This window comes from Streptomyces sp. NPDC002490 (assembly GCF_040296045.1).
Taxonomy (GTDB): Bacteria; Actinomycetota; Actinomycetes; order Streptomycetales; family Streptomycetaceae; genus Streptomyces.
The window spans coordinates 17,606-35,727 of sequence record NZ_JBEOWM010000029.1 but is presented as its reverse complement, the minus strand read 5'-3'; the positions used below and the strand labels follow the sequence as shown (position 1 = coordinate 35,727).

Annotated in this window: 13 protein-coding genes and 1 tRNA gene; 8 read left to right on the top strand and 6 right to left on the bottom strand. The window is 73.7% G+C overall.

The window, feature by feature from the left end; translation table 11 throughout:
- Positions 1–132: 132 nt before the first annotated feature.
- The 5 genes from ABT092_RS19580 to ABT092_RS19560 all read left to right on the top strand — a co-directional run bounded on the left by ABT092_RS19580 (position 133) and on the right by ABT092_RS19560 (position 7,107).
- Entirely contained in the window at positions 133–354 is a 222-nt protein-coding gene (locus ABT092_RS19580; RefSeq protein WP_351245476.1) for a hypothetical protein, read from the top strand.
- Between the two features lie 152 nt (positions 355–506).
- Positions 507–1,349, top strand: coding sequence for a hypothetical protein (locus ABT092_RS19575; protein ID WP_351245474.1), 843 nt, complete (start codon positions 507–509; stop codon positions 1,347–1,349).
- Positions 1,346–3,595: a bifunctional serine/threonine-protein kinase/ABC transporter substrate-binding protein gene (locus tag ABT092_RS19570; RefSeq protein ID WP_351245472.1), complete on the top strand. Its 2,250-nt coding sequence runs from the start codon at positions 1,346–1,348 to the stop codon at positions 3,593–3,595. Before ABT092_RS19575 ends, ABT092_RS19570 begins: the two co-directional genes overlap by 4 nt.
- Positions 3,596–3,650: 55 nt before the next feature.
- Positions 3,651–5,828: a bifunctional serine/threonine-protein kinase/ABC transporter substrate-binding protein gene (locus ABT092_RS19565; protein ID WP_351245470.1), complete on the top strand. Its 2,178-nt coding sequence runs from the start codon at positions 3,651–3,653 to the stop codon at positions 5,826–5,828.
- Between the two features lie 163 nt (positions 5,829–5,991).
- Positions 5,992–7,107: an ADP-ribosylglycohydrolase family protein gene (locus ABT092_RS19560; protein WP_351245468.1), complete on the top strand. Its 1,116-nt coding sequence runs from the start codon at positions 5,992–5,994 to the stop codon at positions 7,105–7,107.
- 166 nt (positions 7,108–7,273) lie between these two features.
- Here ABT092_RS19560 and ABT092_RS19555 read toward each other — a convergent pair whose 3' ends face one another.
- The 3 genes from ABT092_RS19555 to ABT092_RS19545 form a co-directional block, all read right to left on the bottom strand.
- Complete coding sequence (locus ABT092_RS19555) at positions 7,274–7,483, bottom strand: DUF397 domain-containing protein (protein WP_351245466.1); 210 nt, start codon at positions 7,481–7,483, stop codon at positions 7,274–7,276.
- 473 nt (positions 7,484–7,956) lie between these two features.
- Entirely contained in the window at positions 7,957–8,814 is an 858-nt protein-coding gene (locus ABT092_RS19550) for a helix-turn-helix domain-containing protein (protein WP_351245464.1), read from the bottom strand.
- Positions 8,815–9,196: 382 nt separating this feature from the next.
- Positions 9,197–9,937 carry a GOLPH3/VPS74 family protein gene (locus tag ABT092_RS19545; protein WP_351245462.1) on the bottom strand — a complete coding sequence of 247 codons (741 nt, stop codon included), beginning with the start codon at positions 9,935–9,937 and terminating at the stop codon, positions 9,197–9,199.
- Positions 9,938–10,281: 344 nt separating this feature from the next.
- Between ABT092_RS19545 and ABT092_RS19540 the strand changes: the two genes are divergently transcribed.
- Together ABT092_RS19540 and ABT092_RS19535 are read left to right on the top strand one after the other, a co-directional pair.
- Entirely contained in the window at positions 10,282–12,630 is a 2,349-nt protein-coding gene (locus ABT092_RS19540) for a serine hydrolase (RefSeq protein WP_351245460.1), read from the top strand.
- A gap of 232 nt (positions 12,631–12,862) precedes the next feature.
- Positions 12,863–13,219 carry a hypothetical protein gene (locus ABT092_RS19535; RefSeq protein WP_351245458.1) on the top strand — a complete coding sequence of 119 codons (357 nt, stop codon included), beginning with the start codon at positions 12,863–12,865 and terminating at the stop codon, positions 13,217–13,219.
- A gap of 181 nt (positions 13,220–13,400) precedes the next feature.
- Here ABT092_RS19535 and ABT092_RS19530 read toward each other — a convergent pair.
- Positions 13,401–13,476 (bottom strand) — tRNA-Arg (locus ABT092_RS19530).
- A gap of 191 nt (positions 13,477–13,667) precedes the next feature.
- Positions 13,668–14,021: a hypothetical protein gene (locus ABT092_RS19525; RefSeq protein WP_351245456.1), complete on the bottom strand. Its 354-nt coding sequence runs from the start codon at positions 14,019–14,021 to the stop codon at positions 13,668–13,670.
- A gap of 106 nt (positions 14,022–14,127) precedes the next feature.
- Here ABT092_RS19525 and ABT092_RS19520 point away from each other — a divergent pair, with 106 nt between their 5' ends.
- The gene (locus tag ABT092_RS19520) at positions 14,128–14,904 is read left to right on the top strand and encodes a hypothetical protein (RefSeq protein ID WP_351245454.1); all 777 of its coding nucleotides are present in this window, start codon (positions 14,128–14,130) and stop codon (positions 14,902–14,904) included.
- A gap of 1,396 nt (positions 14,905–16,300) precedes the next feature.
- On the opposite strand, the gene ABT092_RS19515 is transcribed toward ABT092_RS19520, so the two are convergent.
- Complete coding sequence (locus tag ABT092_RS19515) at positions 16,301–17,890, bottom strand: serine/threonine-protein kinase (RefSeq protein WP_351245452.1); 1,590 nt, start codon at positions 17,888–17,890, stop codon at positions 16,301–16,303.
- Positions 17,891–18,122: the final 232 nt, after the last annotated feature.

Here is an 18,122-nt window from a genome sequence, read left to right as displayed (position 1 = left end):
GGCCTCCACCAGCAACGATGCCCTGGCGCGACCGGCGGGCCGGCATTATCCTCGACCGGACTGCGCGCCCGTTCGAGCCGTCATTCGGCCGGGCGCCGACCCGGCGGAGGCGCGGACGACGGATCACGGGGGGTGACGAGCGTGCTGTTCCTGGCGAGCTTCTTCGGGGTGCTGGCGGCGATCGTGGGGGTGTTGGTCGTCGTCCTGCTGCGCCGACCGTCCTCGACCACCGAGAACGTCGACGGCCTCCTCATCGAACAGCAGCGACGGATCCAGGCGTACGAGGACCGGCAGAACTACGGGCCCGGGGCCCGCAACCGTCCGCCGGGCCTGGGCGACCCCCACCGCCGGTAGCGCCCCGACCCGGCCCGGCACCGATGCCGGCGGGGCGGAACCAACGGCCCCGCGGAGCACGTCGCAGGGGGCGGGAAGCCACGGGCGGGTCACCGGTGCCGCGGTACGGACGGCGCGGCGTGCCCGCCCACCCGGCTCGGGTGGGGAGACGGATGAGTGACGTGAAACGGGCGGGGGCCCTCGCCCGGACGGCGGGCGCCGCCGGGCTGTGCGCGGTGCTGCTCGCGGGATGCGGCGGCGGGGGAGGGGAGCGGTCGGACGGGAAGGACCCGGCGACCACCACCCCCACCGGGGCGCAGGGCGCCCCCCGCGGCGGCGGCGATCCCCCCGTCCCCGGACCCACCGGCTTCGACTTCGACCCCGACCCCGCGCGCGTCCCCCGCGACCGGGCCGCCGCCCTCGCCCTCGCCCGGGTGGTCGCGGCCGGACCCGAGGACCTCGGCCGCGACTACCGGCGGGCCACCCCGTACGAGAGCGGCCCCGCCGCCTGGAACGTGCTGGACGCCTCCTGCACCTGGCGCGGCGGCGCACCGCCCCGGGACGTCCTCGCCAGCTTCACCCGCCGCAGCCGCCTCCCCGCCGCCGACGGCAGGGGCACCCTCCGGGTCGCCGCGACGGTGACCGTGCACCGCACCGAGTCCAGCGCCGACTGGGAGATGGCGGAGACCCTCGAAGAGGCCCTGCGCTGCCCCGACCAACGGCTCGGCGGCAGCGAACGGATCACCGGCCTGATGTCCATGGGCGCGGGCTTCGGCGACGGCGCCAACCGCACCTCCGACGACACCCTGATGGAGGGCGGCCGGTTCCTCGACGAGCGCGTCGGCGGCGAGCCCGCCTACTACGCCTGGCACCAGGACCGCCTGGGCCCGGTCACCGTCGCCCTGGTCATCAAGGGCGCCGAGGGCTTCGAGGACCAGGAGCTGCGCCGCTCCGCCGCGCAGGTACTCGTCTACATGAAGGCACGGCTCACCGAGGCCCTGGGGGCCGGGGCATGACCGAACCCCTGCTCCCGAACGATCCGCCGGCCGTCGGCGGCCACCGACTGCTCGCCCGGCTCGGCGCCGGCGGCATGGGCGTCGTCTACCTCGCCCGCGCCGCGTCCGGGGCCCTCGCCGCGGTCAAGGTCATCCGGGCCGAGCACGCCGACAGCGAGGACTTCCGGGCCCGCTTCCGCCGCGAGGCGGACGCCGCCCGCCGGGTGGACAGTCCCTGGGCCGTCCCGGTGACCGGCGCCGATCTGGACGCCGAACAGCCCTGGCTGGCCACCGCCTTCGTGCCCGGGCCGCCGCTCCAGGAGGCGGTGGCGGCGTGCGGGCCGCTGCCCGTGCGCAGCGTGCGGTACCTCGCCGGGGCGCTGGCGAGCGCGCTGGGCGCGGTGCACGCCGCGGGCCTGGTGCACCGGGACGTCAAGCCCGGCAACGTCCTCCTCGCCGTCGACGGGCCCCGGCTCATCGACTTCGGCATCGCCCGCGCCGTGGACGGCACCGCGCTCACCTCCGCCGACCTCGTCATCGGCACCCCCGGCTTCCTCGCCCCCGAACAGGCCCGCGCCGACGGCACCGAACTCGGCCCGGCCAGCGACGTGTTCGCCCTCGGCTGTCTGCTCGCCTACGCCGCCACCGGACGGCCCCCGTTCGGTTCCGGCGCCGTCGACGCGCTGCTGTACCGCACCGTCCACGACGAACCCGACCTCGACGGCATCGCCGCCCCGGCCGCCGGACCCGACCCGGAGCGCCGACCCGACCCGCGCCTCGCCCTCGGCACCGAGCCCCGCGACGCACCACGGGACGCCCCCGGACCGGCGCCCGATCCGGCGGCCGCCGACCTGGTCGCCCTGCTGCGCCGCTGCCTCGCCAAGGACCCCGCCGAGCGCCCCACCGCGGCCGAGGTGGCGGCCGCCGTCGCCGAGGACGGGGCGCCGGGCCCCGCCGACTGGTTGCCGCCCCCGGTGGTGCGGATGATCGCCGACCGTTCGGCGGCGATGCTCGCCCTGCCCGACATCGAGCCCACCCGGGTCGACCCGCCCCGGGCCGTCCCCGGCGGCCGGCGCCGTTTCCTGGCGTTCGCCGCCGGCGGCCTGGTCCTCGCCGGGGGCGGCGGAGCCGGCCTCTGGGCCTGGCGCCGGAACGGTTCCGCGGCGGACGGGCCCCCGGCCCGCCGCTGGACCATCGGCCTCCAGGGCGACTTGTCGGGCCCCACCGCACGGGTCGGCCGCGCCCAGGAACGCGCGGCCCGGTTGGCCGTGGAGCAGTACAACGCGCGGGGCCTGCGCTCCTTCGAGCTGACGTTGAAGACCAGCGACGACGCCGGCCGGCCGGAGCGGGCCGCGGCCGCGGCCCGTCGGCTCGTCGCCGACCGGGACGTCCTCGCCGTCATCGGCTCCAGCACCGACCGCACCTCGGACGCCGCGCTGACGGTGTACGAGGACGCGACGGTCCCCGTGCTCACCGTCACCAACGGCCGCACCAGCCCCGAGCAGGGCCAGTCCCGGATGTTCCTGCGCGCCCGCCCCGCGCACTTCTACGCGGCGGCGCAGGTCGCGTACGCCCTGGCCGCCGCCGAACCGCGCCGGCCGGGCATCATCCAGGACCGGGCGGAGGAGACCACGGCCTGGATGTACGCGGGCATGGCCGCCCGCGCCCTTGGGCAACTGGGCCGCCCCGCCCACCCCCGGGTGGTGCCGGCCTCCCTCGGCGACGGCTTCGGACCGGTCGTGGACGGGATGCTCGACGCGGGCGTCGACGCCTTCCTGTACTGCGGCCCGGCCGTCGGCGCGGCCCGCCTCGCCCGCACCCTCGCCGCCCGCCGCTTCACCGGGCCCCGGTACGCCGCCGAGCCCGCCTTCGACCCCGCGTTCCCGCGCCGGGCCGGGGCCGCCGCCGAGGGCTGGCGGGTCGTCGCCGCCGCGATCGGCCCCGGCGCACCCGGGATACGCCGGTTCGCCGACGCCCACCGGGCCCGGTTCGACGCGGCCCCCGGCCCCTGGGCGGCGGAGACCTACGACGCGGTGAACCTGGTGATCCGCGAACTGGAGCGGGCCGCCGACGGGGGCGCCCGCCCCGAACCGCGGTCCCTCAGCCGTCCGCTGCGCGAAGCGAAGTACGAGGGCGTCACCAAACCCCTGGTGTTCACGGCGGACACCGGCGAGTTCGACTCCCCCCACGGCGTGCACCTCCACGAGGTCAGGAACGGCGCGTTCCACCACCTCGGCCCGGCCCCGACGAGTCCCCCGGGGAGCTGACCACGACGGAACACCGGCCGGACGGGGCAGCGACGGAGGGGAACGGAACGCGGACATGCGGGCGCTGACGGGGGCCGACCCCGGGGAGATCGGCGGATACCGGCTGCTGGCCCGCCTCGGCGCGGGCGGCATGGGCGTGGTGTACCTGGCCCGTTCCACCGGCGGCGCCCTGGTCGCCGTCAAGGCGATCCGTGCCGAGTACGCGGCGGACCCGGCGTTCCGGACCCGCTTCCGGCGGGAGGTCGACAGCGCCCGCCGGCTGGCCAACCGGTTCGTGGTCCCGGTGGTCGCGGCCGACCCGGAGGCCCGCGAACCCTGGCTGGCCACCGCCTTCGTCCCCGGCCCCTCCCTCGCCGAAGCCCTCGCCGAGCGCGGTCCGTTCCCGCCGCACGCCGCCCGCGGCCTCGGCGCCCGGCTCGCGGCGGCGCTCACCGAGGTGCACGCCGTCGGCCTCGTCCACCGGGACGTCAAACCGGGCAACGTCCTGCTGGCCCTGGACGGGCCCAGGCTCATCGACTTCGGCATCGCCCGCTCCCCGGGCGCCACCGCGCTCACCGCCACCGACGCGGTGGTCGGCACCGCCGGCTACCTGGCACCCGAACAGGCCCTGGCCCGGAGCGGCGAGGTCGGCCCGCCGAGCGACGTGTTCGCCCTGGGCTGCGTCCTCGCCCACGCGACCACCGGCCGCCGCCCGTTCGGCACCGGCCCGGCCCTCGCCGTCCTGGCCCGCACCGTGCAGGACCCGCCCGACCTCGCGGGCGTCGCCGCCGGCCCCTGGCGGGACCTCCTGGCCCGCTGCCTGGCCAAGGACCCCGCCCACCGGCCCACCGCCGCCGCCCTCGCCGTCGAACTGGGCCCGGTCCCCGACCGGGCGGGCGCCCCCGGGGACGACGCCTGGCTGCCGCCCGACCTGCCCGCGCTGATCGCCGAACGCTCCGCCCGGGTCCTCGACCTCCCCGAACCGCCGCAGCCCACCACCACCGCTCCCGTGCCCGTGCCCGTGCCCGGCCCGCGCCGGCGGCGGTTCCTGTGGCTCGGCGGTGCCGGGACACTGGCCGCCGGCACCACCGCCTACCTCGCCGCCCGGCCCGACCCCGGCACCCCCCGGCGCCCGGCCGTCCCGGAGGTCACCATCGGCCTGCACGGCGACACCTCCGGCCCGGGCCGGGCCCGCGGCCTGGCCCAGGAACGCGGCGCCCGGCTCGCCGTCGCCGCGCACAACGCCCGCCCGGACCGGGCGCACACCCTCCGCCTCCTCAGCCGGGACGACGGCGGCGAACCGCGGCGCGCCCGCGAGGCGGCCCGCCGCTTCGTCGAGGACCCCGGGGTGTACGCCGTGCTCGGGCCGACCGGTGACGCGACGGCCGTCCCGGTGCTCCCCGCCTACGTGAAGGCGGGGCTGCCGCTGCTGACGGCCTGGGTGACCGACGCCGCCCGCAGCGCGGCCGGCGCCGCCCCCGGCACGCCCGACCACCCCGTGATCCTGCTCAGCCCGTCCCCCGACAGCCTGGCGACACCCGTCCTGCACTGGCTCACCGCGGTACGGCCCGCCCGCCGCACCGCGCTGATCGACGACCGCGAGGCCGGTGACCGGAGCTACTCCCTGGTCACGGCGGTGCGCCAGTTCCCGCCGACCGGGGGCACCGTCTCGGTGCACACCGTGGCGGCACGGGACGACGACTTCGGCCCCGCGGTGGCCGCCGCCCTGGCGGCCGGGGCGCAGGGCGTCGTCTACTGCGGCACCTCCCCGCAGCGGGCGGCGCGCTGCGCCCGGGCCCTGGCCGCCACCCGCTTCGACGGCGGCCGGGCCCTCACCCAACCCGCCGGCACCGCCGCGTTCCTGACCGCCGCGGGCCCGGCCGCCCGGGGGTGGGCCATCGCCTCCACGCTGGTCGACCCCCGGGGCCTGGACCGGGCCGCCGACTTCGTCGCCGCCCACCGCAAGCAGTACGGGGCGGGACCCGTCCCGCCCGGCGCCGCCGAGTCGTACGACGCCCTGGGCCTGGTCGCCCGCACCCTGGACGGTCTCCCCGTGCTCGACCGCGTCGCCCTGGCCCGTGCCCTGCGCACCCGGCCGTACCGCGGCGTCACCCGCACCTTCCGCTTCGCCGAGAACGGCGAGCTCGCCCCGGACGACGGCCTCTTCCTCTGGGTGGCCGAGGAGGGCCGCGCCCGCTTCCTGGGCCCCTTCCGGGAGGTGGACGCCGGGTACGCCGGGGGTGACGGGAGGTGACCGCCCCTCGGGACGGCGTCGACCCCACCAGCCCCACCGACCCCGAAGCCTCACACGGTCCACACGTCTCCCGCACACCGCCGGTGACGCCGCCACCCCCACCCCACGGGTCCACTACAGTGCAGCGAGCCAGCAGCCCGGGCGGGGGCGGAAGGGAGCGTCGGTGAGCGCAGCGGCCACCGCGGTGTGGGGACGAGCCGAACAGCAGGACTACCGCAGTCGGGTGCGGGGCACCCTGCTCGGCCTCGCGATCGGGGACGCCCTCGGAGCACCCGTCGCCGCCCTCGACCTGGACGCCATCCGCGAGGCGTACGGCGCGGCCGGCCTCACCGACCTCGGCACGGCCCACGGCCGGCGCGGGACGGTCACCGGGGCGACCCAGCTGACGCTCTTCACCGTGGACGGGCTGATCCGCGCCCAGGTGCGGCGGGACGTCGGCGTCTGGCACCCGCCGACCGACCTGCACCGGGCGTACCGGCGGTGGGCGGCGACGCAACGCGACTGGGGCCCCGACGAGCGCCGCCCCGACCTCGGTTGGCTCGCCCGGGAGGAGTGGCTGTACGCCCGGCGCGACCCGGCCCGTTCCCTGGTCGTGGGCTTCGGCGACGAGACGATGGGCACCCTCGACGCGCCGAAGAACCCGGACGAGAAGGGGTGCGAGGCCATGATCCGGTCGGCACCGTTCGGGCTGCTGGTCGGCTGGGAGCCGCACCTCGTCGTCCAACTGGCCGTCGAGTGCGGGGCGCAGACGCACGGCCACCCCGAGGGCCACCTCGCGGCCGGCGCGTTCGCGGTGCTGGTGCACGGGCTGGCGCGCGGCACGGGCCCCGACGCCGCGGTGCAGGAGGCGCTGGAGGCGATCGAACCGTGGGCGGGCCACGAGCCGGTCGCCGAGTCGCTCCAGCAGGCCGTGGACGCGGTACGGGGCGGGGCGCCGGGCCCGGAGCGGGTCGAGGAACTGCTCGGGGCGGGGGAGGCCACCGGGGTGTTGGGCGCCGCCCTGTACTGCGCCCTGGTCGGCGAGGACATCCGGCACGGGCTGACGCTCGCCGTCAACCACGGCGGGGACTCGGTGGGCGCCGGCGCGCTGACCGGTGCGCTGCTGGGCGCGCTGCACGGGGAGACGGCGCTGCCGCCGGCCTGGCTCGCCGCCCTGGAGGGCCGCCCCACGGTCCTGGTGCTGGCCGACGACTTCGCGATGGAGATGACCCAGGCGCCGTCCCTGCACGGCCCCGCGGCCTCCTCCCCGGAGTGGCTGGCCCGCTACCCGCGGGAGTGACCCGGGGCCGTCCCGCGCGGGGTTCCCGGGAACGGACCGAGCCCCCTCGGCCGGGACGGCGGGCCAGTCGAGAGGGCTCTTCGGGCGACCGGTGACGGTCACCCACGTCGTACGGGTGCGGCGGACCGGGCGAGGGGATCGCATGGCGCGCCGCGACGGGCGGGCCTCAGCCCCGGTCGAGCCCGCCCCCGTGCACGCCGGCCACGAAGGACGTCCAGGACTCGGGGGCGAGCGCGAGCGCGGGTCCCCCGGCGACCTTGGAGTCACGGACGTTGATGGTGTGCGCAAGCGGGGACTTGACCTCGATGCACGCGCCGTTGCCCGTGGAGTGGGAGGACTTGACCCACGTGCGCGTAGAGCCCTGCTGGATTGCCATGTTCGCTCCGGATTTTGCCAGTTGCCATTCGGTCGTGTGGCGAGCGCGTCCGTTGGCCGGGGCCCCGGCGGTCGCCGCCCCGGGAGACCGGCCCGGTGACGGCGGACGGTTTCCACGAAGGCGCGAGTGACGCTACTCGTCAACTCCGGCTCATGGCCGCGCTATTCACTCGACAGGATGGGAAATGGCATTCAAGGGTTCCGCGACTTCTGGCCGAGGTGTATTATTCGCCAATTTTTTCGACGGCGGGTAATTCCCCGCATTACCGGGGCAGTTGGCGTCCGGCTCGCTCCGGACGAGGCTCGGGGCGGCGGGTGGACCGGCACCCGTCGGGCTGCCGGTGCCGAGCCCCCGGTCACCCGGAGGAACGCCCCCGGACGATCAAGGAGAACCGTGACTCAGCGTACCTCCGTGCGATCACTTCCGCTATCGTCGAGGCCACTTGGGCCGACGAGCCGACCGAAACCGTTCGTTCAGCGCGCGTACTCCTTCGCGATCTCGGAGATGAACTGACGCGACTGTTCGACGTTCAACGCCTGGGCCCGCAAATGCTCGTACATCACGCTGTAGCGCTGCACGTCATGGGCCTTCTCCAGATAGAGGTCGCTCGTGACGCCCTCGATGTACACCACGCTGGAATCCGAGGCGTCGGGAAACTCCAGAATGGCGTACTGACCGTTCAACCCCGGGTGCGCACCCATCTCGAACGGGATCACCTGCACCGTGACGTGCGGCAGCCGCGACTGCTCGACCAGGAACTCCAACTGCTCCCGCATCAGGTCCCGACCGCCCACCACCCGGCGCAGCGCCGCCTCGTCCAGCACGGTCCACAGCCGCAGGGGATTCTGCGCCGCGGAGATCCGCTCCTGCCGGCGCAACCGGACCAGCACCCGCTTGTCGATCTCGCCCAGCGCGGTCTCCGGAAGCGCACCCGAGATCAACGCCTCCGCGTACGGCCGGGTCTGGAGCAGACCCGGCACCACCTGGGGGTCGTACACCCGCAGCGAAGCCGCATCCGTCTCCAACCCGATGTACACGCTGTAGGGGATGTCGCCGAACGAGTGCCACCACCCCTGCTGGCGCGAGTCCTTCGCCATCTGCATCAACGAGTCGACGACCCGGGCGTCCTCGACCTCGTACACCCCGCACAGGTCGCGCACGTCGCGCTGGCTGATGCTGCGCCGGCCGTTCTCCAACCTGCTGATCTTCGACTGGGAGACCAGCAGGCGTTCGGCCACCTCCTCGGCGGTCATGCCCTTCAGCTCCCGGAGCCGACGCAGCTCCTGGCCCAGACGTCGTCGCCTGACAGTGGGGTTGACATGGGACGCCATGGGCGTGCACCTCCGGCTCCGGGCCCGCGACCACTGGCTGCTGTCGCCGGCGACTATCCGTATCTGCTGTTCAGCAGACTGCCACCCGTCGGGGTGGCGGCGCTGGCAAACACCAGTCTTCCCACGACCCCGTCGTCCGGCCCACCGCCCCCGACCCCACCGCCCGGCCCGTCCCCGTCGACCGGTCGCACCGGCCGACCGCTCGCCGTCGTGGCCGACCGCCGTCGCCGTCGTGGCCGCCCCGTCCGCCCACCGCGAGCACGCCGGCCCTCCTGACGACCCGCCACGGAGGCCCGCGTGCGGGCACGACGATGCGGCGGGCCGGCGGTGCCCGTGCACCACCTGCCCGCCGCGAACGCGTCACCGGCCCGAACGGCCGGACTCAGTGCGCGGCGACCCGGGCCATCGGCCCGTGCTCCGCCGCCACCCCGGGCTCCGCCCGGGCCGCGGTCGGTCGGGGAGTCGCCCCTGCGGGCGACGCACCACGCCGCGGCACGGCACCCACCCCGTTCTGGACGTCCATGACGGCGTGCGCCACGAGTCCGCCCATCGGATCGTGCCGGATCAGGTCCCGCAGCCGGGACCGTGAGGAACGCCCCTCGTTCCCCGGATACAGGTGCTTGCCGAGCCCGACCGCATGGGCCAGGGCGGCGAGCGCCGCGGTCCGGGGGTCCGGCGGTACGCCGGTGCGGATCGCACTGTCCAGTCGGGCCCTGATTTCCCGACTGACCGCCGTGTCCGTCGCCTGGTAGCGCGTCGTCGGCAGCACCCCGCACATCTGACCGGCCACGGCATGCACCATGCCGCACCGTTCGAGGTGCGAGAGATAGGTCTGGCGCAGCCCCAGTCGGGGCCCGCCTATCCAGTGGACGGCCCGCACCGGTGCGCCGCGCCTGCGCAGCAGTTCCAGTGCGGAGTCCAGCGTCGGATCTCCGGTCGGCCGTGGCACGACCACGGCGATACGATCCCCGTCCGGGGCTATGCGTCCGGCCAGCGCCAGCTCTACTAGCTGTGCTCCGGCCAGACCGAGGTCGAGCGACTGCGGCTGCGCCGTGGTACCCGTGGTCGGGTCCAGGGCGAGCAGCAGAAGCTCTTCCGGAATTGTTCTGCGGCTCCTGCCCATCCATGCCTCCCCGCGTGGATGAATGACAGGGTGACCCCTCTCACATTGGTCTGTCGAGAGTGCGTGGTCGTTTTGTAGTGGAACCGATAGGTATGTCGTTCTCGTCTACCGCAGGGGGCGGGTCCGGAACCCAGCAGACTGGGGGGCGGCCGTAGTCACCCCGGGTCGGGGTCGGGGCCTGCCGTGCGTTCCGTGGCGAGCGGATGCGGCCGGTTCCTCGGCCGAGTGGTTGGAAGCACGGCGTAGGAGGCACGGTGGCGGGCGAGTCCCCCGACAGGTCGGAGCAGCAGAACGCATCGGGAGACCCGGCGGACGTCTCGCCATCCCCCGCGTCTCCGACGATCATGACGGCACCCGGGACCGGATCGGTTCCGGCGCCGTCACGCGAGCGGGGCGCCGCGCCCTCGCCGGACCGCCCCCCGCGGTCGGGCGAGGACGCGAGCGGTGCGGACGACGCGAAGGGCGCGAAGGACGCGGATCGCGTCGACGAGGCCGACGAGGCCGACGAGGCCGCGGACGGCGGGGGCGCCGGGGATGCGGAGGAGTCTGAGAAGGCCGCAGCGCCCGCCGAAGCCCTGGACGGCGCCAGGAAGGCCGCAGCCGGTTCCGCTTCGCCCTCGGGTCGGGAACGGGCCGAGAGCGCGACTCAGGGCCCCACAGAGGGCCCTGAGGGGGCGCAGGAAGGGGACCACGACTCCGACGACACTTCCGAGGCTCCCGAGGCGAGCCCCGGGGGCGGCCCGGAGCCGGATTCCGCTTCCGCGCCACCCGCGGGTTCCGCCCGGCCCGCGACCCCGGACCCGGAGCGCCCGGAGCCGTCGGCGAAGGGGGACGGGCCGACGGAGGACGGGCCGGCCGTCGCGGCCGACCCCGCCACCGAGGAGCCCCCCGCTGCCCCTGCTGCCCCCGCCGACTCCGACTCCGACTCCGATTCCGATTCCGACGAGGAGACGGACGAAGCCGAGGAGCGTTTGGCCGTCGACCAGGCGACCGCGGTCTTCCGCACCACGACCGCACCCCGCGTCGACCAGCCCACCACGACCCTCAGCCTGGCCGAGCGCCCGGCGGGGGAGTCCGGGAAGGCCGCCGGAACCGAGGACATACGCGAGGCCGACGGCGACGACGAGGGGCCGCCCGACCGGGACGACGCCGGGGCCCCGGCCGAACGGGCGCAGGAACGGACCAGCAAGTTCGTCGCCCTGAAGCCCTTGGACGAGCCGGCGTCCCCGCGCCGCCCCGCCGCCAAGCCGTCCTGGGCCGCCGGCGCCGACCGGCCCGAGGTTCCCGATCCGCGCACCGACCCCGGCCCCGGAACGGGGGCCACGGCCGCCCGCCCCGGCCCGGACGGCAGCGCGGGCGAGACCTCGGCGCTCCCGGCGGCGCAGCCCGAGCGGACCACCCAACAACCGCTGCCGCCCAAGCCCCCGTTGGACCTCCTCGCCGAGTTGACCAACACCCCGCCGCCCCCGGAGACCCCGCTGCGGACTGCGGTGCGCCGGGTCAAGATCTGGACCCCGCTGGTCCTCCTGCTGGTGATCGTCTTCGCGGTCGCACAGTATCTGCGGCCCCTGCCGGAGCCGACGTTGACGCTCACCGCCGAACGGACGCACTCCTTCTCGGGGAAGGAGGTCTCCCTGCCGTGGCCGGCGGAGGGGCAGGGCTGGATGGACGTCAACGGCGTGGGCACCATGGACCGGTTCGGCGAGCAGAAGCCCGTGCCGATCGGTTCGGTCGCCAAGGCCATGACGGCGTACGTGATCCTCAAGGAGCACCCGATGAAGCCCGGCTCTGCCGGAGCGAAGATCCCGGTGGACCGCACGGCGGAGGAGGAGGGCGGGCTCGACTCCGTGGGCGAGTCGACGCTGAACACCCTCAAGGAGGGCGACCAGATCACCCAGCGGGACGCGATCGCCGCCATCATGATCCCGTCCGCGAACAACATCGCCCGTCTGCTGGCCCGCTGGGACTCCTCGGAGAAGGAGTTCGTCGAGAAGATGAACCGGGCCGCCGAGGACCTGGGCATGAAGAACACCACCTACACCGACCCCTCGGGGCTGAAGGAGGCGACCGTCAGCACCGCCGAGGACCAGGTGAAGCTGGGCAACGAACTGGTGCGGATGAAGGCCCTCACGGACATCACCCGGCTTCCGGAGTGGACCGACCAGACCGGTAAGAAGTGGATGAACTACAACCGTCTGGTGCCCTTCGACGGAGCCATCGGCATCAAGACCGGCACCACCACCAAGGCCGGCGGCAACCTGCTCTTCGCCGGGACCAAGGAGGTCGGCGGGGAGACGGCGATCGTGGTCGGCGCGATCCTCGGCCAGCACCGACCGCCGATCATCGACACCGTCAACGCGGTCAGCAAGACGGCCATGATCGCCGCTCAGGGCGAGGTCGAGGCCGAGACCATCCTGAAGAAGGGCACGGTGGTCGGCCACGTGGACGACGGCCTCGGCACCCGTACCCCGGTCGTCGTCACCGAGGACGTGTCGGCGGTCGGCTTCGCCGGGCACACCGTCCGTCTGGAACTCGACGCGGGCGACGGCCTGGCGCACGAGGCCGCGGCCGGCACCCGGGTCGGCACCCTGAAGGTCGGCGACGGCTCCACCGGCGCGGTGTCGGTCCCGGTCGCCCTCCAGAACGCCACGACCGAGCCGGGCTTCGGCGCGAAGGTCGGCCGCCTGGGCTGACCTCCTCCCGCGCCCCGGACCCACCACGCCGCGGCTGCCCGACCCCACCGGGGGCGGGCAGCCGCGGCGTTCTCGTTGCCGCACGGACGGGGCGGCGGTGGCGTTTGTCCACTCCCGTAGCGAAACAAGGCTCCTGACCGACCATCACCGATTCCGGTCTACGTATCCCCATAACGCCCGAGAAATGCAACAATCCTGAACATCCGAAAATACGCACGGAAGGACACGTAGCGTGACTACGCACCGGCGCACCGCCCAGGGACTCACCGCGATCAGCGCCCTCCTCGCCGCAGCCGCCCTCTACGCCGCGTACCAGGGCCACTGGCTGCCGGCCGGAGCGATCGCGTACACGACCGTGCTCCTCACCTGGTGTGCGAGCCGAGAACGGGCCCGCCACCAACGCACCCGCGCCGAACGCGAACACGCACGCCAGAGCGGCGCCCACCCCTTCGCCTCCCCGGCCCCGCTGGACCCCTGCTGCCTCCTCTGGCACCACTCGGCCGCCGTCCACAACCCCCAGTGCACCCGCCCCGTCACCGCCCGCCCGGCCCTCCACGAAGCGAACGCGACGCGCCACCGCGCGGCCTAAAGGCATGCCGATCTCCGACTACGGAGCGTGATCGAGGCGTGGCGGGCGGGAACCCGGAACCCTGATGGAGAGCGCCCAGCGGCGCTTCGAAGCCCGATCAACTCATACAAACGGCCTCGGGCGAGAGCCCGAGGCCGAGTGGAGCGCGTCCCTGGGGACCCCAGGTCCGAGCGGTGGTGCCTGGTGCCCCCGGCAGGATTCGAACCTGCGACACCCGCTTTAGGAGAGCGGTGCTCTATCCCCTGAGCTACGAAGGCGGGGATCTGCGAGAAATGCGGCGGAGACCTGCGGCGGGAGCCACGATCCCGGACGCATCGGCCCACTGATCCGGCGGCGCACCGGCGGACCGGCGCACCGCCGTCAGTGTAGCGGGTGGGGGTGCGCAGGCGATGGGGTTACCCGCCCGGTGCCGGATGGACGGCTGACCGGCCGCCGGTCAGCCGGCGGGTCACCTGCGTGGCTCATCTGCGGTGCCGAGGGCGATGGAGTTGATCATCCAGGCGAAGCCGAGGTAGATGAGCAGGGCTCCGGGGGCGCCGTAGGCCGGCAGGCGCTTGTCCCAGTGGGAGTAGTCGAGGGTGCAGTTGGTGGGCTCGCTGTCCTGGCGGAATCCCTTGAGGCGGTCCCCGAGGTCGGTGTTCGGCGGGATCTGGCGGAGTTGCTCGCAGCCGTTGAACTTCGGTCGCTTGGTTCTGGGGTCGAGTGTCCTGTCCTCCTTCGTCTCGTAGACGGGGATCAGCTCGATGTGCGGTCCGTTCCTGCAGGGAATTTCGACTGCGTGGTAGAAGCGGTAGCTGTTCACTCCGGGGGCGCACCGGGAGTTCTCGGACGGGGAGCGGCATGTAGATGGTCTGCCCGTCGATGGAGATGTGTCGTTCGCATGACCTCCTGGCTGCCGCGTAGACGTCGTGGATGCAGTGGTCATAGCGGTGCTTGTTCAGCGGTCTGGGGCTGATTCCGTCGTGCTGTGGTGTGTAGACGACGATTCCGCGGGCGACGAGTCTGGCCAGGTGGGTTCCGCGCCAGGCGGTGTCGAACACGGCGGCGATGACGCCTGGCGCGCGGTCGGGGATCTCGTGGGCGAGGCGCAGGGCCGTGCTCGCCTCCTCTTCCCTGTCCGGACCCTCTTCCGGGGACCGGTGGCAGGCGCCGTCGGCGTTCAGGATGATCCGACTGTGAGCTCTCTCCGGCAGGCGTACGGAGAAGGAGACGGTCTTCTTTCCGTAGACGGCCCTGTCGCCACCCTCGATCTGGATTCCAGCGTCCGGATCTACTCTGCGCCGCCGCATCTCGCCGGTCTTCTCGTCGCGGGTGAACTCCTCGGTCTGGTCCGAAGGGGGTCTGACGACGGTGGCGTCGCCGTTGATCACCTGGCTACGGTCAGGGTGCAGCCAGCAGCCGCGGGGTCCCTCCTCCGACAGGTAGCCGAGAGTGATCGCCTGTTTGATCCAGGCGTCCCGGGAGGCTTCACGGAGCTGAGGGAGAGCGTCGAGCGTTTTGTGCCGGTACTGCAGCCAGTGATGACGTTGAGGGCCGGTTTCGGCGGGGAGGGAGTCGGCCTCCTCGTCGCCCAGGCACCGGCGTACTCCTTCGCGGACGATTTCCCAGATCGTCTTGTGCTGGAGGTTGGCTTCGGTGGAGCGCCTTCGTGGGCCGTGTTGAAGACGGAGATGGCGCAGACGTAGATGAGGAAGACGTAGGGCGGATAGTGAGGGGTGCGTCCGCGTGTCCCCGGCTCCTTTCGGGGGAGGACAGCGGTGGCCACCTCGTACAGGGCGGGGTTGGCGACGACGAGCTCCAGCCGTTCGATCTCCGGGATGTTCCGGGCCTCGGGACCCTTGGGTTCGGGATCGAAGCTGGCCGGGCTGAAGATGTCCCGAGGTGTACGTGTCGGCTTCCTCTACGGAGGGCTGCCACTGGTAGCCGGCCAGCCGAGCCGCACCATCGAGGGAGGACAGGCCGAAGCGGAGAGCGACGTCGGCGATCTGACCGGTCTGCTCTAAGGTCTTCGCGGCGAGCCAGCCGGAGACGTCTCGCGGAGCCGCCGAGCGGCCCTCAGCCGCGATGCCGCCACTGCGGACGATCTCGCCGAAGGCGGTGCACACGCTGGCCTGGCGCCGGTAGACGGGTGAGCCGGCGATGGTGGCGAGGGTTCCGGGGCTGTCCGCGTTTGAGCGCTTGACGGTGCAGTCGGCGCGCAGGCGTAGGACTCTGATGCTCCAGTCCTCGTCGAGTGGGCAGTAGCGGGCTGTGGTGTGGGTGGTGCCGCAGGCCCAGACCCGGGCGTGCGGGAGGTCGAGGTCGTTGACTGTGGTGTAGCCGATCTCACTGGTGTGCAGGCCGGAGAGCAGGAGGCCGAGGACGGCGGCGTGCCGAGTCTGGGGCATGCCGCGTTCGGCGTGGAACCGTAGCGCTTCGATGTCGCGGTCGGTGAGCGCGCCGGCGGGCCGGGGCGCGGTCCGCGGGATCGGTGGAAGGTCGAGCGGCGGGGCTTTCGTCGTCAGGCCGAGGTGCCCGGCCTCCGCGAACAGGGCGTCGACGCCCAACTTGCGGACGCGGCGCGTGTTGTCAGCGGGCGTCGTGATCAGTCGCCCTAGCCGGTCGTGTCCTGGCGCGTCCACGAAGGTCTGCGCAACGGCGTCTGTGATGTCGTCCAGCCGAGTGACGCCCGGGGCCGTGGTGAAACGCAGTAGGCGCTCGCCGACCTTGATATAGGACTCGGCGGTCTGGGTGCTTAGGCGCCCGTGCCGGACCGCTGTGTCCCATTTCGCACGATGCGGAGGAAGGCTGAGCGGAGGGTGATCCTAGGCATGGAGACCTCCCGCTCGCTCGCCGGAGCGCTGCTGGACAGCGGTCATGATCACTGGATTCGACGAAACGTGTGGGGTGCGCGGCTCAGTCGCGCTACGGTGACTGGTGGCTCTCGCCTCGTGTGAGGGCACGCCAAAGCCTCGCCAAAGCCCCCTCTCTCTCGTGGGCTCTTTGCCCGCGGGGAAGTAATGGGTTTCGGTGGGGTCCGGAGGCGCGGGTCCTTGGCCTGCTTCAGTGACGCTAACCGAGCCTGTTAGGTGTACGAGCGGGTTACCCGGCAGCGTCGCCGTCGAGGTCCAGGTGGATCAGGGCCAGCGCCGCGGCGATCTCGACGGTCATCTCGTCGTCGGAGCCGAACACCATGCACATGTCCTGATGAAGCGGTTCGAGGACCTGCCGGGCTTCGGCGGCTCGGCCCTGGGCGAGCAGCAGTATCCCGATGTTGTGCCGCAGCTCCACCGCTTCCTCGCTCACGTCACTGTCGACGGCCCGCACCACGTTCAGCACGCCCTGGAGCGCGGCGAGCGCGTCGGTGACCTGGCCTAGTTCGGCGCGGCACCGGGCCGCCTGGGCGCGGCAGGCACGGGACTGCTCGCCGGTGGGCCCGGCGATGCGGGCGTAGGCGTCGGAGAGGGCCTCGAACTCGGGCAGGGCGGCCCGGTAGTCGCCGCCGAGGAGGCGGATGGCCGCTCGCTGGCGGCGCAGCGCCAGCACGGCCCTGCTCTCGGAGCCGAGGGCGAGGGCCGCGGGTTCGATGATCTCGCCGAGCACCTCGGCGGCCTGAGCGAATCGCTCCTCCGCCAACAGGGCGTCGGACTGGGCGTACGCCTCCTTGATGTCCTCGCGCAGTTGGGCGGGAACCGGCACCGGCTGGCCCCCCGGGAGGACGGCCGTGGGCGGCAAACCATCAGGTGCGAGCGCCTGGGCGCGGGCGCGGGGCGCGAAAGGACGACGGAAGACGCCCGTCGGGTCGGGCGCGCCAGCCGGCCCGGCGCCAGTCGTGCCAGGCTCCTGGCCCGGAGGCGGGAGGAACGGCAGTAGTCGCGCGTACACCTCCTGCGTGTCGGCGGGCCGTGCCTCGGGCGCCTTGCGCAGCAGGTGCAGGACCAGATCCTCCAGCGCCTCCGGGACGTCGGGCCGCAGCTGTCGCAGCGGGGTGGGAGCGGCGTTGACGTGCTGGTACATCAGCAGGTACTCGCTCTCCGCCTCGAACGCGAGTCGTCCACTGAGGAGTTCGTGTAGCACGCAGCCCAGCGCGTACAGATCGGTCTGCGGGGTGATGCGTCCGCCGCGGACCTGTTCGGGTGACATGTACTGGTGGGTGCCGATGGGGCTGCCGGTGGCGGTCAGTTTGGTGACGTCGGTGCGCAGGATCGCAGCGATGCCGAAGTCAAGGACCTTCACGGTGCCGTCGCGTGCGACGAGGATGTTGCCCGGCTTGAGGTCTCGGTGGATCACCGGGACGTCGTGCGCGTACGACAGCACGGTCGCAACCTGCGCGGCGACGGCGGCCGCCCAGCTGACCGGTAGCGGTCGGCCGGGGTCCAGGTAGGCGGACAGCGGTACACCGTCGACTAGTTCCATCACCAGGAACAGCCGCTCGTACGACGCGTCGAGCACCGCGTCGTACACCTGCGGCACACCGGGGTGCTGGATGCGCGCGGTGATGCGGGCCTCGCGGCGGAAGCGCTTGGCGAACTCCTCGGCCAGTTGCGGAGAGGTGACCGATGCCTGCCGGATGAGCTTCACGGCGACGGGCCGGTCGAGCACGGCGTCATAGCCGCGCCACACGTCGCCCATGCCGCCGTGGCTGAGCTCCTCCAGGAGTTCGTAACGGTCGGAGATCGCCTCCTGCGGCACCTTGCCCCCGGTGTGCGTGATGAACAGTCACGGTCAGGGGTCAAGTGTGACCGCTGCGCTGATCTGTCGTCCAGCGGCCTGGTGCGATCGGGGCTTGGTCGCGGTGGGTGACCACCGGCAGGAGAGTGCGGCGGCCGGTCGGCCTCCCGCCGGCAGGGCGCGCCCCGCCCTGTGGAGCCCGGTCGCACCGGCGGCTGGGCCCCACGTTTTGCTCGGTTGGCCGAGACGGAAA

What these genes read in the sequence shown, in the direction of transcription:
- ABT092_RS19565 (WP_351245470.1), top strand. Translation starts at nt 3,651, where the DNA reads ATGCGGGCGCTGACGGGGGCCGACCCCGGGGAGATCGGCGGATACCGG.
- ABT092_RS19550 (WP_351245464.1), bottom strand. Translation starts at nt 8,814, where the DNA reads ATGGCGTCCCATGTCAACCCCACTGTCAGGCGACGACGTCTGGGCCAG.
- ABT092_RS19555 (WP_351245466.1), bottom strand. Translation starts at nt 7,483, where the DNA reads ATGGCAATCCAGCAGGGCTCTACGCGCACGTGGGTCAAGTCCTCCCAC.
- ABT092_RS19575 (WP_351245474.1), top strand. Translation starts at nt 507, where the DNA reads ATGAGTGACGTGAAACGGGCGGGGGCCCTCGCCCGGACGGCGGGCGCC.
- ABT092_RS19540 (WP_351245460.1), top strand. Translation starts at nt 10,282, where the DNA reads ATGACGGCACCCGGGACCGGATCGGTTCCGGCGCCGTCACGCGAGCGG.
- ABT092_RS19545 (WP_351245462.1), bottom strand. Translation starts at nt 9,937, where the DNA reads ATGGGCAGGAGCCGCAGAACAATTCCGGAAGAGCTTCTGCTGCTCGCC.
- ABT092_RS19570 (WP_351245472.1), top strand. Translation starts at nt 1,346, where the DNA reads ATGACCGAACCCCTGCTCCCGAACGATCCGCCGGCCGTCGGCGGCCAC.